The following is a 13,275-nucleotide window of genomic DNA, read 5'->3' as shown; positions in this document are numbered from 1 at the left end:
CATTCAAAACAGGAAATACCGCTGCGCCATCGGCAGCAGCTTCGCCGGCTCGCAGGTCAGCAGGTTTCCGTCGGCGCGCACCGCGTAGGTCTGCGCATCGATCTCCATCTTCGGCGTGTAGCCGTTGTGGATCAGGTCCTTCTTGCGCACGTTGCGGATGTTCTTCACCGCGCTGAGGTTCTTGCTCAGGCCGTAGCGCTCCTTGATGCCCGAGGCCAGGCCGGCCTGCGAGACGAAGGTCAGCGAGCTCTTCGCGAGCGAGCCGCCGTACGCGCCGAACATCGGCCGGTAGTGCACCGGCTGTGGCGTGGGTATCGACGCGTTCGGGTCGCCCATCGCAGCCATCGCGATGGTGCCGCCCTTCAGGATGGTGAAGGGCTTCACGCCGAAGAAGGCCGGCTTCCAGATCACGATGTCGGCCCACTTGCCGACTTCGAGCGAGCCGACCTCGTGCGCGATGCCGTGCGCAATGGCCGGGTTGATCGTGTACTTGGCGACGTAGCGCCTGGCGCGGAAGTTGTCGTTGCGCTCGTTGTCTTCGGGCAGCGTGCCGCGCTGCAGCTTCATCTTGTGCGCGGTCTGCCAGGTGCGGATGATGACTTCGCCGACGCGGCCCATGGCCTGGCTGTCGGAGCTGAACATGCTGATCGCGCCGAGGTCGTGCAGCACGTCCTCGGCGGCAATCGTTTCCTTGCGGATGCGCGATTCGGCAAAGGCCAGGTCTTCGGCGATGCCGGCGTCGAGGTGGTGGCACACCATGAGCATGTCGACGTGTTCGTCGAGCGTGTTCACGGTGTAGGGCATCGTGGGGTTGGTGGACGACGGCAGGAAGTTGGCCTCGCCCACCACGCGCAGGATGTCGGGCGCGTGGCCGCCGCCCGCGCCTTCGGTGTGGAAGGCGCAGATGGCGCGCCCGCCCACGGCGGCGATGGTGTTCTCGACAAAGCCCGATTCGTTGAGCGTGTCGCTGTGGATGGCCACCTGCGTGTCGGTGGCGTCGGCCACGTCGAGGCAGTTGCTGATGGCCGCGGGCGTGGTGCCCCAGTCTTCGTGCAGCTTCAGGCCGATGACGCCGGCTTCGATCTGCTCGTGCAGCGCGTGCGGCAGGCTCGCATTGCCCTTGCCGAGGAAGCCCAGGTTCATCGGGAATGCATCGGCCGCCTGCAGCATGCGCTCGATGTGCCAGGGGCCCGGCGTGGCGGTGGTCGCGAAGGTGCCGGTGGCGGGGCCGGTGCCGCCGCCGAGCATAGTGGTGACGCCGGAGGTCAGCGCCTCCTCGATCTGCTGCGGACAGATGAAGTGGATGTGGCTGTCGATGCCGCCGGCGGTGACGATGTTGCCCTCGCAGCTGATGATCTCGGTGCCGGGGCCGATGACGATATCGACGCCCGGCTGCACGTCGGGGTTGCCGGCCTTGCCGATGGCGGCGATGCGCCCGTCCTTCAAGCCGATGTCGGCCTTGACGATGCCCCAGTGGTCGAGGATGAGCGCGTTGGTCAGCACCGTGTCGACGGCGCCCTGCAAACGCGTGCGCTGCGATTGCGCCATGCCGTCGCGAATCGTCTTGCCGCCGCCGAACTTCACCTCTTCGCCGTAGCCGCCGGCGCGCAAGGTGTAGTCGGCCTCGACTTCGATCAGCAGGCCGGTGTCGGCAAGACGGACCCGGTCGCCCACGGTGGGGCCGAAGATTTCTGCGTAGGCACGTCGCCCGATGGTGGCCATGTTTAAAGCTTCCCTTGAACCAGGCCGCGAAAGCCGTAGACGATGCGATCGCCCGAAAAATCGACCAGTTCGACCGTGCGCTGCTGGCCCGGTTCGAAGCGCACCGCGGCGCCCGATGCGATGTTCAGCCGCATGCCGCGCGCGGCCTCGCGGTCGAAGCCGAGCGCGCCGTTGGTCTCGGCGAAGTGGTAGTGCGAGCCGACCTGGATCGGCCGGTCGGCGGTGTTCTGCACCACCAGCGTGAGGGTGCGGCGGCCGGGGTTGAGCGTGTGCTCGCCGTCGTCGGTGAGGAGTTCGCCGGGGATCATGTTCAGACGGCCTGTGCCAGCAGCGACGCACCGAGCACCACGACCGCGGCACCGGCCACGCGCGGCAGCCATGCGTTGGCATGGCGCAGCGACCAGCCCACCGCGATGCCCGCGAGGTGCAGCAGCACGGTCGCGCCGACCATGCCGGCCAGCGTGAGGGCCGCGCCTTCTTCGCTCGCCAGTTCGTGGCCGTGGGCCACGCCATGGAAAACGGCGAACACGCCGACGACCGCCATGGCGACCGCGGCCGGCAGGTGAATGCGCGTGGCCACCAACAGGCCCAGCACGAGCAGCGAGGCCGCGATCATCGGCTCGACCGCCGGCAGCTGCACGCCGGCCAGGCCCATCAGCGCGCCCACCAGCAGCATGCCGGCGAAGGCCAGCGGCGCCCAGAGCAGGTCGGGCCACGCGCGGCGCGCGGCCAGCGCGCTCCAGAGGCCGACCGCAACCATGGCGGCGAGGTGGTCGGCGCCGGTCAGCGGATGCAGGAAGCCGGTGGTGAGGCCGTGATGCAGGCCGCCGTCGACGCCGGTGTGGGCGCTGGCTGCGAGGGGCAGCACGAGGGCGGTGAACAGTGCGAGGCTTCTGGAAGCAGTGGTCTTGCGCATGGAAAAAATCCTTCTTGTTCTGGGTGTGTCAGACGATCGGCTGGTGGACGGTTACCAGCTTGGTGCCGTCCGGGAAGGTGGCTTCGATCTGGATGTCCGGGATCATCTCGGCGATGCCGTCCATCACGTCGGCGCGGGTCAGCACGCCGCGCCCGTCGCTCATGAGCTCGGCGACGCTCTTGCCGTCGCGAGCGCCTTCCATCACGGCGGCGGAAATCAGGGCGATGGCTTCGGGGTAGTTGAGCTTGAGGCCGCGGGCCTTGCGGCGTTCAGCCAGCAGCGCCGCGGTGAAGATCAGCAGCTTGTCTTTTTCGCGCGGGGTCAGTTCCATGGGATCGGCATCGGGTGGCGGAGGGTGGCGGCCATTATGGGCAAGCCGGCTTCTTTGCAACAGTCGTGCCCTGTTCGCCAAAAGTCGTACGTGTGGCACGAAAGATGCACCGAAACGGTGTGAACGCTGCCAACACACCCACCACCCCCGACGACGCGCCGCAGCGCATCGTCAAGGTGCGGCGCGACTACAACAGCTGGGTGGCCAGCGAGACGCTGGAAGACTACGCGCTGCGCTACACGCCGCAGCGCTTTCGCAAGTGGTCCGAATGGCGGGTGGCCAACACGGCCTTCGGGGCGGCGTCGTTCCTGATCCTGGAAGCGGTGGGCGCCACGCTGCTGGTGCAGTACGGCTTTGCCAACGCCTTCTGGGCGATCCTGGCGACCGGGCTCATCATCTTCCTGGCGGGCGTGCCGATCAGCGTGTATGCGGCGCGCTACGGCGTCGACATGGATTTGCTCACGCGCGGCGCGGGCTTCGGCTACATCGGTTCCACGCTCACCTCGCTGATCTACGCGAGCTTCACCTTCATCTTCTTCGCGCTCGAGGCGGCGGTGATGGCCTATGCGCTGGAACTGGCGCTGGGCATTCCGCCTGTGTGGGGCTACCTGGTGTGCGCGCTGGTGGTGATCCCGCTGGTCACGCACGGCGTGTCGGCCATCAGCCGGCTGCAGCTGTGGACGCAGCCGCTGTGGCTGCTGATGCTGGTGGTGCCTTTCGCCTATGTGCTGGTGCGCGATCCTGGTGCATTCGCGGGCATCATGCACTACAACGGGGTTCGCTCGGGCACGAATGGCTTCAATCTGCACCTGTTTGGCGCCGCGCTCACGGTCGGCATCGCGCTGATCACGCAGATGGGCGAGCAGGCCGACTACCTGCGCTTCATGCCCGCGCGCACCGCGACCACGGCGCGCCGCTGGTGGGCCGGGGTGCTGGCCGGAGGGCCGGGCTGGGTGGTGCTGGGCGTGCTCAAGATGCTGGGCGGGGCGCTGCTGGCCTACCTGGCGCTCACGCACATGGTGCCGGCCGACCGGGCGGTCGACCCGAACCAGATGTACCTCGCGGCCTACGAATACGTGTTTCCGCACTACGGCTGGGCGGTGGCGGCCACGGCGCTGTTCGTGGTGATCTCGCAGCTCAAGATCAACGTGACGAACGCCTATGCCGGCTCGCTGGCCTGGAGCAACTTCTTCTCGCGCGTGGCGCACAGCCATCCGGGGCGCGTGGTGTGGGTGGTGTTCAACGCGCTGATCGCCTTCATGCTGATGGAGATGAACGTGTTCGAGGCGCTGGGCGACGTGCTCGGTCTGTTCGCCAACATCGCCATCGCCTGGATGATGGCCGTGGTGGCCGACCTCGTCATCAACAAGCCGCTGGGGCTGTCGCCGCCGGGCATCGAGTTCAAGCGCGCGCACCTGTGGGACATCAACCCGGTGGGCGTGGGCGCGATGGCGCTGGCCTCGGTGCTGTCGATCACCGCGCACCTGGGCATGTTCGGCCCGCTGGCGCAGGCCTTCTCGGCGCTGATCGCACTCGGCACGGCGCTGGTGGCGTCGCCGCTGCTGGCCTGGGCGACGGGGGGCAAGTACTACCTGGCGCGCGGCTCCGATGAACACCACGGCGCGGTGGCCTTCGCGCCCGCCGAAGGTCCGCGCGCGGTGCGCTGGGCCAAGGTCGAGACCGGCAGCTACCAGCGCCTGAAGGTGCAGCACTGCGTGATCTGCGAGCGCGAGTACGAAGGGCCGGACATGGCGCATTGCCCCGCCTACCAGGGCGCGATCTGCTCGCTGTGCTGCACGCTCGATGCGCGCTGCGGCGACCTGTGCAAGCCGCATGCGAGCCTCTCGTCGCAGTGGTCCGGCGTGCTGCGCTGGCTGCTGCCGCGCCGCAGCTGGCGCTACCTCGACACCGGGCTCGGCCACTTCCTGCTGCTGATGCTGGTCATCGTGCCGCTGCTGGCCGTGGTGTTCGGCGTGCTGTACCAGCAGGAGCTGCGTGCGTTCGGCGAAGGCGCGCTGGAGCTGGCCTCCGAGGCCGACGTGGCCGCGGCGCTCATGGGTGTGCAGAAGCTGTCGCTGCGCTCGGGCTTCCTCAAGGCGTACATGGCCTTGCTGGTCATCGCCGGCATCGTCGCGTGGTGGCTGGTGCTGGCGCACCAGAGCCGCAAGGTGGCGCAGGAAGAATCGAACCGCCAGACCCATCTGCTGGTGCGCGAGATCGAACTGCACCGCGAGACCGACCGTGCGTTGCAAGCCGCAAAACAGATCGCCGAAGAGGCGAGGGCCGTGGCCGAGCAGGCCCAGCGCGCCGCCGACCAGGCCAACCAGGCCAAGAGCCGCTACATCAGCGCCATCAGCCACGAGCTGCGCACGCCACTCAACAGCATCCTCGGCTATGCGCAGCTGATGGGCGAAGACCATTCGGTGCCGCCGCACCGCCAGCAGGCGGTGGCGGTCATCAAGCGCGGCGGCGAGCATCTGCTGTCGCTCATCGAAGGTACGCTGGCCATCGCGCACATCGAGGCCGGCAAGCTCACGCTGCATGCGCGGCCGATGCGCTTCGCCGACACGATGCGCGAGCTGGCCGACATGTTCGAGCTGCAGGCGGCGGAGAAGGGGCTGCAGTTCCACTTCGATGCTGCAGGCGCGTTGCCCGAGGTGGTGCGCGCGGATGAAAAGCGCGTGTGCCAGATCCTCATTAACCTGCTGGGCAACGCGATCAAGTTCACGGCGGCCGGGCAGGTCACGCTGCGGCTGGCCTATGCGCGCGAGTTCGCGTCGGTGGAGATCGAGGACACGGGACCGGGCATGCCGGCCGAGGACATCGAGCGGATCTTCGAGCCGTTTGCGCGCGGGAATGCAGCGGGCGCATCGGCCGCGCCGGGCGCGGGCCTGGGGCTCACCATCGCCAAGATGCTCACCGACCTGATGGGCGGCGAGATGAAGGTGCAGAGCACGCCGGGCGTGGGCTCGCTGTTCTGCGTGCGCCTGTTCCTGCCGCGCGTGCACGACGCCATGGCCGGCACCGGCCGACCGCTGCCGGTGCAGCGCGCGCGGCGCGGCTACGAAGGCCCGCGCCGCCGCCTGCTGGTGGTCGACAACGAGGAGGCCGACCGCGACCTGCTGGGGCATGTGCTCGCGCCGCTGGGCTTCGAACTGCGCAGCGCGGCCAGCGGGCACGATGCGCTGGACCTCATCGCCGCCGGCTACCGGCCCGACGCGATGTTCGTCGACCTCGCGATGCCCGGCATCGACGGCTGGGAGACGATCCGCCGCGCGCGCAAGCTCGGGCTGACCGAGGCCTCGGTGGCCATCGTCTCGGCCAATGCGTTCGACAAGGGGCTCGACAACGACGTGGGCATTGCGCCCGAAGACTTCTTCGTGAAGCCCGTGCGCCACACCGAACTGCTCGACTGGCTCGAACGCCGGCTCGGGCTGCAATGGACCGACACCGCCGCCGGGCCTGCGCCCGTTGCAGTTGCGCGCCCGCTGCTGCCACCTTCGCTGGAGCGCCTGCGCGCACTCGAGGAAGCGGTGGGGCTGGGCTACTTCCGCGGCATCATGAACCAGCTCGACGCCATCGACGCAGCGCAACCCGAATGCAGTGCGTGGACCGAGGCCCAACGCACGCTGGCCCGCCAGTTCCAGTTCGAAGCCATGAGCCGTGCGCTCGCCGACGCCGTCGAAAGCGCCGCATGACACAGACGCTACCTCCCGCCGTGGAAACATCGCCGCTCGCCAGGACGCTGCGCGAGCAGCAGGGCGCCAACAGCGACCTCGTGCTGATCGTCGACGACGTGCCCGACAACCTCGCGGTGCTGCACGACGCGCTCGACGAATCGGGCTACACCGTGCTCATCGCCACCAACGGCGAACAGGCGCTGCAGCGCGCCGCGCAGGCGCGGCCCGACATCGTGCTGCTCGACGCGATGATGCCGGGCATCGACGGCTTCGAGGTGGCGCGCCGGCTCAAGGCCGATGCGGCCACGGCGCACATTCCCATCGTGTTCATGACCGGGCTCACCGAGACCGAGCACCTCGTGGCCGCGCTGGAAGCCGGGGGTGTCGACTACGTCACCAAGCCCATCAAGCCCAAGGAAGTGCTCGCGCGCATGAACGTGCACCTGCAGGGCGCGCGCCGCGCGCGGCAGGACGCGCGGCAGGCCGGGCAGGCGCGCAATGCGCTCGATGCCTTCGGCTACGCGAGCATCACCGTGCGCCTGCCCGAAGGCCGGCTGATCTGGCAGACGGCGCTCGCGCGCGACCTGCTGCAGCGCTATTGCGACACGCGCGCGCCCGAGACGCCGCCCGCGGTGCTCGAATGGCTGCGCAGCCACACGCCCGATGCGCGCCAGCGCGGCATCGAGCCGCCGGCGCTGTCCATCGTGCAGGGCGCGAGCAGCCTCACCCTGCGGCTGCACCAGCAGACCAGCAGCGACGACGAAGGCGACGAGTGGATGATCGTCATGCGCGAGGTGTCCGACACCGCCGTGATCGAGGCCATGAGCCTGAGCCTGAAGCTCACGGCGCGCGAGGCCGAGGTGCTGTACTGGGTGGTCAAGGGCAAGACCAACAAGGACATCGGCGAGATCCTCGGCAGCAGCCCGGCCACCGCCAAGAAGCACCTCGAGCGGGTGTACGTGAAGCTCGGCGTCGAGACGCGCACGGCCGCGGCCGGCGTGGCCATCAAGCGCATCCGCGAGTTGCAGCCGCAGTTCGAGCTCTGAGGTTCGATGGCCGACGGTTCCCTGCGCTGTGTCATGGCGCCTGCTTGCAGCGTCCCTAGAATGGCTCGAGGGCCACGGGACACGCGCGATGAAGAACAACAGGCACAACAGGACAACACCCCGACCGCCATGCCGCGGCTGGATGCTCGCTGCTTCCTGCCTGTTCGTGAATCTGGGCACGAGTCCTGGCGCACGGGCCGCCGGCCATTTCGACGTGGACGACGCCAGCACCCTCGACCCGGGCCAATGCCAGTACGAGACCTGGTGGAGCCGCACGGGCACGGAGCCGGTCACGGGGTTCCACCTCGGGCCCGCCTGCCGGGTCGGTCCCGTCGAGCTGGGCCTGAACTTCGACCGCACCTCGGTGCAGGGCGTGCACTCGGTCACCGGCGGGCCGCAGGTCAAATGGAATTTCTACGGACAGGCGGCGGATGCGCCGTTCAGCGCCGCCGTGTCGGCCGGCATCGTGTCGGACCTGCGGCGCGGCGGCCGCATGGGCGGGCAGTTCGTCGTGCCGGTGACGTGGCGCCCGGCCAGCAGCCTGCAGGTGCACGTCAACCTCGGTGCCGACTGGGCGCAGGGCACCGGCCTTCGCACGCCGCGCGGCGGCGCGGGCGTCGAATGGGCGCTGAACGACACCGTGTCGCTCATCGCGGAACGCAACCGCGCGGCGGGCGTCTGGACTTCGCGCATCGGCGGGCGCTTCAGCCTCACGCCGCTGATCAGCGTGGACGTGAGCGCGTCGCGCACCGGGCCGCAGGGCGTGCGCGGCTTCGCGATCGGGCTGAACCACGAATTCACCTGGAAGTGAGCGGCGAGCGACTGCCGCCGGGGGCGCTGTATCCGATTTCCGCGAAATCGCATCGATGCGCCTGGTTGTCGATCACGTATCCGGCCCTGCGCAATTTTTGATTCCGACTGCAAAAGATTTGGTGACAACCTCCCATGCCTGATCCCGTGACGACATCGCCCGTTCTGGACTTCAAGTTCGCCGCTCCTCCCCTCGATTCCACGGCTCATCCTTCGGGCAACCCCTTGGGCATCGCGGCTCGCAACCGGACACCCAGGCCCGTGCGCAACCCGAACCTGCGCGGCCTGCAGTGCCTGCGGTGCGATGCGCTCTTCCCCCTCGCGCTGGCGCACGACGGATGTCCCGCATGCAGGCGCGGAGGCCTTCACGTCGCGCTGCGCGCCAGCTACCTGCCCGGCGGCGCCGAAGCGATGCCCATGCCCTACACCTCAGGCTTCGCGCTGGGCGAAGGGCAGACACCGCTGCAGGACGCGCCCGAGCTGGCGCGGCAGTTCGACGTGGGGCGGCTGGCCATCAAGGACGAGTCCTGCAACCCCACCGGCTCGCACAAGGACCGCATGACCGCGGTGGGCGTGGCGCAGGCGCTCGATTTCGACGCCCACACGCTGGTGCTGGCCTCGTCGGGCAACGCGGCCGTGTCGGCGGCGCACTATGCATGGGCCGCGGGCCTGGGCTGCGAAGTGGCCACCTACGAAGGCATGCCGGCCACCTATGCACGGCAGCTCGACGCACTCGGCGCGCGGCGCTATGTGTTCGCCGACAACGCGGGCCGCTGGGCCTTCGTGCGCGAGCGTGCGCAGCACCCCGGCTACTTCGCGCTGACCAACTACCGCCTGCCCGCGCTGGGCAGCGCGCCGCTGGCGATCGAAGGCTACAAGCCGATCGCGCTCGAATGCGTGGCCGATGGCGGGTTGCCGGACCACATCGTGATTCCCACCGCGCGCGGCGACCTGGCCTGGGGCATCTACGCGGGCTTTCGCGACCTGCTGGCCGCGGGGCGCATCGCACGCCTGCCGAGGCTCTGGCTCGTGGAGCCGTTCCCGCGCCTGGCGCGCGTGCTCGCGGGCGGCCCCCTCAACGACAGCTACCCAGGCCACACCGCGCAGTTCTCCACCGCCGGAGCCACCGTCACCTACCTGCAATGGCAGGCCGCCGCCGCGACGGGCGGCGGCGCGGTGGTCGTGGGCGACAACGAAGCGCGCGCCGCGCGGCGGCTGCTCTCGGCCTCCGGCATCAGCGCCGAGCTGTGCGCGGCCGGCGGCCTGGCCGCCCTGCGGCAGCTGCGAGAGAGCAACGCCGTCGCGGCCGACGCGCATGTGGTGCTGATGCTGACCGCCAGCGCGGCCGGCGATCCGAGCTGGCCCGACCGTCCTGTCTAGCCTTCGGCCTGCAGCCGCAGCAGAAGGCGAGCGCCTTACTTCGCGTCGCTATAGACCGTGGCGCGCGACACGCCCATGTGCGCCGCGGCAATCTCGGCGCCGCGGCGGACCTCCAGCAGGCCGGCCTTCTTCAGTTCCTGCACGAGCTGCTTGCGGTCGGCGGGCTTCAGCGAGCGCGAGGTGGTCGCGCGCGATGCCGCGAACTCGTCGATGCGCGCATGGATGCGGTCCGAGTGGTTGCCGCCGGTCTCGAGGTGCTCGTGCACATCCTTGTCGTCGATCTTCGTGAACTGCGAGATCGCGCCCTGGAAGCTCTGGAACAGCGTGAGGTCGACGTTGAGGCACAGCGCGGCCACGTATTCGCCGCTGTCGTCCTTGATGCCGATGGACGTACTTTTGACCTTGCGCCCGTCGGGAAAGGTGTTGGCGTAGTTCGCGATCACCGCCGGAAACTCCGGGTCGCGGATGCGTGCGAGACCCAGCTCGGTGACTGGCTGGCCGACCTCCCGGCCGCTCAGGCTGTTCTCGATGGCGTAGATCGCGTTCTTGGGGTTGCTCAGGTCGTGCACCACCACTTCGCAGAAGGGCGCGAAGGTCTGGCCCAGGCCTTCGGCCATGTTGCGCAGCATGTCCAGGAGCTGCTTGTTCGGCTTCTTCTTCATGCCGTGGAATGTATCCAGCTCTGGACAGACAATCCAATTCATACAAAAAGTACAGTGTTGGATGTATTATCCAATTTTGTACTGGAGCCCGTGAATGACCGCGAGAGAACGCGCACGCTATGTCGATCCCCGCACCGGCAGGCACTACGACCTGTCCGAACGCCGATGGCGCTCCGACGACGGCCACCCGATGATGGTCACGCCGCTGCCCGGCATCGGGCGCGACGACATCGATTCGCGCGTCCGCTCGCTGTGGCGCTACCGCGCGGCGCTGCCCGTGGCGATCGACCAGCCCGCGAGCATGGGCGAAGGCTGCACGCCGCTGGTGCAGAAGCGCTGGGGCGGCTTCGAGCCCTACTTCAAGCTCGAGTGGTTCAACCCGACCTGCAGCTTCAAGGACCGCGGCGCGGCGGTGATGATGTCTTTCCTGCGGCAGATCGGCGTCGATGCGGTGCTGGAAGACAGCTCCGGCAACGGCGGCGCGGCGATTGCGGCGGCCGGCGCGGCGGCGGGCATGCGCGTGAAGGTGCTCGCACCGAGCTACACGCCCGCGCCGAAGGTGGCGCAGATCCGCGCCTTCGGCGCCGAGGTGCAGCTGGTGCCGGGGCCGCGAGAAGAGTCTGAGTACGAGGCGGTGCGCCAGTCGGAATCGATCTTCTATGCGAGCCACAACTGGCATCCGTTCTTCCTGCAGGGCACGAAGACGCTGGCCTACGAGCTGTGGGAAGACCTGGGCTTCACCGCGCCCGACAACGTCGTGATTCCGACCGGCGCGGGCAGCAATGTGCTCGGCTGCTGGATCGGCTTCAAGGAACTGTTGGCGGCGGGGCAGATCGCGAAGCTGCCCCGCATCTTCGTGGCGCAGCCGCTGAACTGCTCGCCGATCGATGCGAGCTTCATGGCGGGCGCCGACACGCTGGTGGAGCGCATCGTGCAGCCGACGATTGCCGAAGGCACGGCGATCAAGCGGCCCGTGCGGCTGCGGGAAATCCTGCAGGCGCTGCGCGAGACGGATGGCAAGACGGTGGCGCTGACCGAGGAGCAGATCGCGGCGGCGGTGCGCCGACTGGCAGCGAGCGGGCTCTACGCGGAGCCGACGTCCGCCTCGGCCGCGGCGGCCATCGAGGTGCTGGCGCAGCGCGGTGACATCAAGGCCAGCGACACGACGGTCGCGTTGCTGACCGGCACCGGCCTGAAATCGACGCAGTTCATGACCGAGCTGTTCGGCGGCGAGGCCGCGTAGCCAGCGCTACCAGGGCCACGCGATGCGTGTGCCCGTGCCCGTTTCGTCGGCGCGCGCATGCAGCAGGCGCGCGACGGTCAGGTCCTGCAGCGCGAGGCCGGTCATGTCGAAGACGGTGATGTCGGCGGGGCCCCGCTCGAAGGGCGTCTTGCCGCTCAGCAGGTCGCCCAGTTCGATGCATGCCGTGTCGGGCGCCCATTGGGTTTCGCCGATCTGCTGCGCCTGCGTCCGGTCGTCGACGAACAGCCGCACGCGCGGCAGCAGGCCGTCGGGAAGTTCGCGCTTGCCCCGGGTGTCCGCGCCGACGCAGTTCAGGTGCGTGCCGGGCTGAACGGCTTCGAGATCGAAGAGCGCGCCGCCGCCCGGGGTGGCGGTGATCACGATGTCGCTTTGGGCGACAGCTGCGTTGCGGTCGGTGGCCGGCGCGATGTTGCAGCGGCCGGCGAAATGCGCCTCGAACGCCGCATTGCGCTGGCCGTTCGCGCTCACATAAAGAACCTCGCGCAGCGAGGGCATCAGCCGCAGGGCGAAGTCGAGCTGGATGCGCGCCTGCACGCCGTTGCCGAAGAGGCACAGCCGTGTGCTGTCGGCGCGTGCGAGCTGCTGCAGGCCGAGCCCGCCTGCCGCGCCGGTGCGCACGGTCGTCACCGTGTTGCCGTCGATGACGCACAGCGGCCGGCCGGTCGCGGGGTCGATCAGCAGGATCGTCGCCTGGTGTGGCTCSCCGCCGCGCTGCCGGTTGGCAGGCCAGAAGCCCGCGGCCTTGAAGCCGAGCAGGCCCTGGGCCTGCACGTCGCCGGACTTGATGCCGAACACCCCACCCGTGCGCAGCGGCTCGCGCACGACCGGAAAGACGCGGCCCTCGCGCTCGCTGTGCAGCACGAAGGCCTCGCGCACGGCCTGCAGCACGTCGTCGGGGGAAAGGAGGGTGTCGACCTGATGCTTGTCGAGCAGCAGGAGCTGGGCGTTGGAAGGCGCGATCGCGGATGTCATCTGGAAATATTATCTACTTCCAGACAAAACATCAAATTCCCGGGCATTGGCGGGCTGTCAGCGTCCGGTGTGAACCTTGATCCGGATGGTCGCCACGTCCCATCCCCGGTTCTTGAGCCGCGTCACCAGCATCGGCGACAGCTGGCGCAGCTTGGCGGCCGCGGCGCTGCCCTTGACTAGCAGGCACCAGACGTCGCCCTCCGCCGGTCCGGCCTGGATGGCGCTGCGCATGGCCGGCGGGATCAATCCCTCGACAGCCCTGAGCCGCTCCGCAGCGTCGCGTGCGCGCGCCATCAGGCTGCCCAGGGTGGGCGAGCCTTCCGCTGCGTCCTGCAGCGAGATGGGAGGGGGCGTGCGGCGATACATGGGTAATCCAGGGGTTAGAAACAAGACAGCTAAAATGCCCGGTTTGCCGGCGTTCGCGCCGGAAAAAGGCCGCTTGCTTCAAGCTTGATTTTGAAGCGGGTGCGCCCAACTGCTTTCACCATATCT

General features: G+C 68.8%; 12 protein-coding genes. 5 read left to right on the top strand and 7 right to left on the bottom strand.

Annotated elements, in window-relative coordinates:
* Positions 1–3 precede the first annotated feature (3 nt).
* From ureC to ASD05_RS15970, 4 genes are read right to left on the bottom strand one after another with little or no spacing between them, the layout of a single operon-like run.
* Complete coding sequence (gene ureC / locus ASD05_RS15985; protein ID WP_056594110.1) at positions 4–1,722, bottom strand: urease subunit alpha; 1,719 nt, start codon at positions 1,720–1,722, stop codon at positions 4–6.
* Between the two features lie 2 nt (positions 1,723–1,724).
* Positions 1,725–2,030 (bottom strand): urease subunit beta, encoded by a 306-nt coding sequence (locus ASD05_RS15980; protein WP_056594107.1) that lies wholly within the window; start codon positions 2,028–2,030, stop codon positions 1,725–1,727.
* Positions 2,031–2,032: 2 nt separating this feature from the next.
* Positions 2,033–2,638 (bottom strand): HupE/UreJ family protein, encoded by a 606-nt coding sequence (locus ASD05_RS15975; protein WP_056594103.1) that lies wholly within the window; start codon positions 2,636–2,638, stop codon positions 2,033–2,035.
* Positions 2,639–2,666: 28 nt separating this feature from the next.
* Positions 2,667–2,969: an urease subunit gamma gene (locus ASD05_RS15970; RefSeq protein ID WP_056594100.1), complete on the bottom strand. Its 303-nt coding sequence runs from the start codon at positions 2,967–2,969 to the stop codon at positions 2,667–2,669.
* A 104-nt stretch (positions 2,970–3,073) separates the two neighbouring features.
* Here ASD05_RS15970 and ASD05_RS15965 point away from each other — a divergent pair, with 104 nt between their 5' ends.
* The 4 genes from ASD05_RS15965 (at position 3,074) to ASD05_RS15950 (ending at position 9,885) form a co-directional block, all read left to right on the top strand.
* Positions 3,074–6,667, top strand: coding sequence for an ATP-binding protein (locus ASD05_RS15965; protein WP_056594097.1), 3,594 nt, complete (start codon positions 3,074–3,076; stop codon positions 6,665–6,667).
* Positions 6,664–7,695: a response regulator transcription factor gene (locus ASD05_RS15960; RefSeq protein ID WP_200955435.1), complete on the top strand. Its 1,032-nt coding sequence runs from the start codon at positions 6,664–6,666 to the stop codon at positions 7,693–7,695. The genes ASD05_RS15965 and ASD05_RS15960 overlap by 4 nt, the downstream gene beginning before the upstream one ends.
* 142 nt (positions 7,696–7,837) lie before the next feature.
* On the top strand, positions 7,838–8,506 hold the full coding sequence (locus tag ASD05_RS15955; protein ID WP_235507976.1) for a hypothetical protein: 669 nt from the start codon (positions 7,838–7,840) through the stop codon (positions 8,504–8,506).
* Between the two features lie 134 nt (positions 8,507–8,640).
* Complete coding sequence (locus ASD05_RS15950) at positions 8,641–9,885, top strand: threonine synthase (RefSeq protein ID WP_056594089.1); 1,245 nt, start codon at positions 8,641–8,643, stop codon at positions 9,883–9,885.
* Between the two features lie 35 nt (positions 9,886–9,920).
* Here ASD05_RS15950 and ASD05_RS15945 read toward each other — a convergent pair whose 3' ends face one another.
* Entirely contained in the window at positions 9,921–10,547 is a 627-nt protein-coding gene (locus ASD05_RS15945; RefSeq protein ID WP_056594086.1) for a transcriptional regulator, read from the bottom strand.
* A gap of 94 nt (positions 10,548–10,641) precedes the next feature.
* On the opposite strand from ASD05_RS15945, the gene ASD05_RS15940 reads away from it, so the two are divergent.
* Positions 10,642–11,790 carry a threonine synthase gene (locus ASD05_RS15940; RefSeq protein ID WP_056594083.1) on the top strand — a complete coding sequence of 383 codons (1,149 nt, stop codon included), beginning with the start codon at positions 10,642–10,644 and terminating at the stop codon, positions 11,788–11,790.
* 6 nt (positions 11,791–11,796) lie between these two features.
* Here ASD05_RS15940 and ASD05_RS15935 read toward each other — a convergent pair whose 3' ends face one another.
* Both ASD05_RS15935 and ASD05_RS15930 read right to left on the bottom strand, forming a co-directional pair.
* Positions 11,797–12,783 (bottom strand): ornithine cyclodeaminase family protein, encoded by a 987-nt coding sequence (locus ASD05_RS15935; RefSeq protein WP_056594080.1) that lies wholly within the window; start codon positions 12,781–12,783, stop codon positions 11,797–11,799.
* A gap of 57 nt (positions 12,784–12,840) precedes the next feature.
* The gene (locus tag ASD05_RS15930) at positions 12,841–13,149 is read right to left on the bottom strand and encodes a hypothetical protein (RefSeq protein ID WP_056594077.1); all 309 of its coding nucleotides are present in this window, start codon (positions 13,147–13,149) and stop codon (positions 12,841–12,843) included.
* Between the last annotated feature and the right edge of the window lie 126 nt (positions 13,150–13,275).

The sequence above is a fragment of the Variovorax sp. Root434 genome (assembly GCF_001426595.1).
In the GTDB taxonomy this organism is placed as follows: domain Bacteria; phylum Pseudomonadota; class Gammaproteobacteria; order Burkholderiales; family Burkholderiaceae_C; genus Variovorax.
Note: the sequence above shows the minus strand (reverse complement) of the source record. Positions and strands in the feature narration are given on the sequence as shown.

Excerpts from the sequence above, each read along its gene's own strand:
- ureC (WP_056594110.1), bottom strand. The coding sequence starts at position 1,722 with ATGGCCACCATCGGGCGACGTGCCTACGCAGAAATCTTCGGCCCCACC.
- ASD05_RS15980 (WP_056594107.1), bottom strand. The coding sequence starts at position 2,030 with ATGATCCCCGGCGAACTCCTCACCGACGACGGCGAGCACACGCTCAAC.
- ASD05_RS15975 (WP_056594103.1), bottom strand. The coding sequence starts at position 2,638 with ATGCGCAAGACCACTGCTTCCAGAAGCCTCGCACTGTTCACCGCCCTC.
- ASD05_RS15970 (WP_056594100.1), bottom strand. The coding sequence starts at position 2,969 with ATGGAACTGACCCCGCGCGAAAAAGACAAGCTGCTGATCTTCACCGCG.
- ASD05_RS15965 (WP_056594097.1), top strand. The coding sequence starts at position 3,074 with ATGCACCGAAACGGTGTGAACGCTGCCAACACACCCACCACCCCCGAC.
- ASD05_RS15960 (WP_200955435.1), top strand. The coding sequence starts at position 6,664 with ATGACACAGACGCTACCTCCCGCCGTGGAAACATCGCCGCTCGCCAGG.
- ASD05_RS15955 (WP_235507976.1), top strand. The coding sequence starts at position 7,838 with ATGCTCGCTGCTTCCTGCCTGTTCGTGAATCTGGGCACGAGTCCTGGC.
- ASD05_RS15950 (WP_056594089.1), top strand. The coding sequence starts at position 8,641 with ATGCCTGATCCCGTGACGACATCGCCCGTTCTGGACTTCAAGTTCGCC.
- ASD05_RS15945 (WP_056594086.1), bottom strand. The coding sequence starts at position 10,547 with ATGAAGAAGAAGCCGAACAAGCAGCTCCTGGACATGCTGCGCAACATG.
- ASD05_RS15940 (WP_056594083.1), top strand. The coding sequence starts at position 10,642 with ATGACCGCGAGAGAACGCGCACGCTATGTCGATCCCCGCACCGGCAGG.
- ASD05_RS15930 (WP_056594077.1), bottom strand. The coding sequence starts at position 13,149 with ATGTATCGCCGCACGCCCCCTCCCATCTCGCTGCAGGACGCAGCGGAA.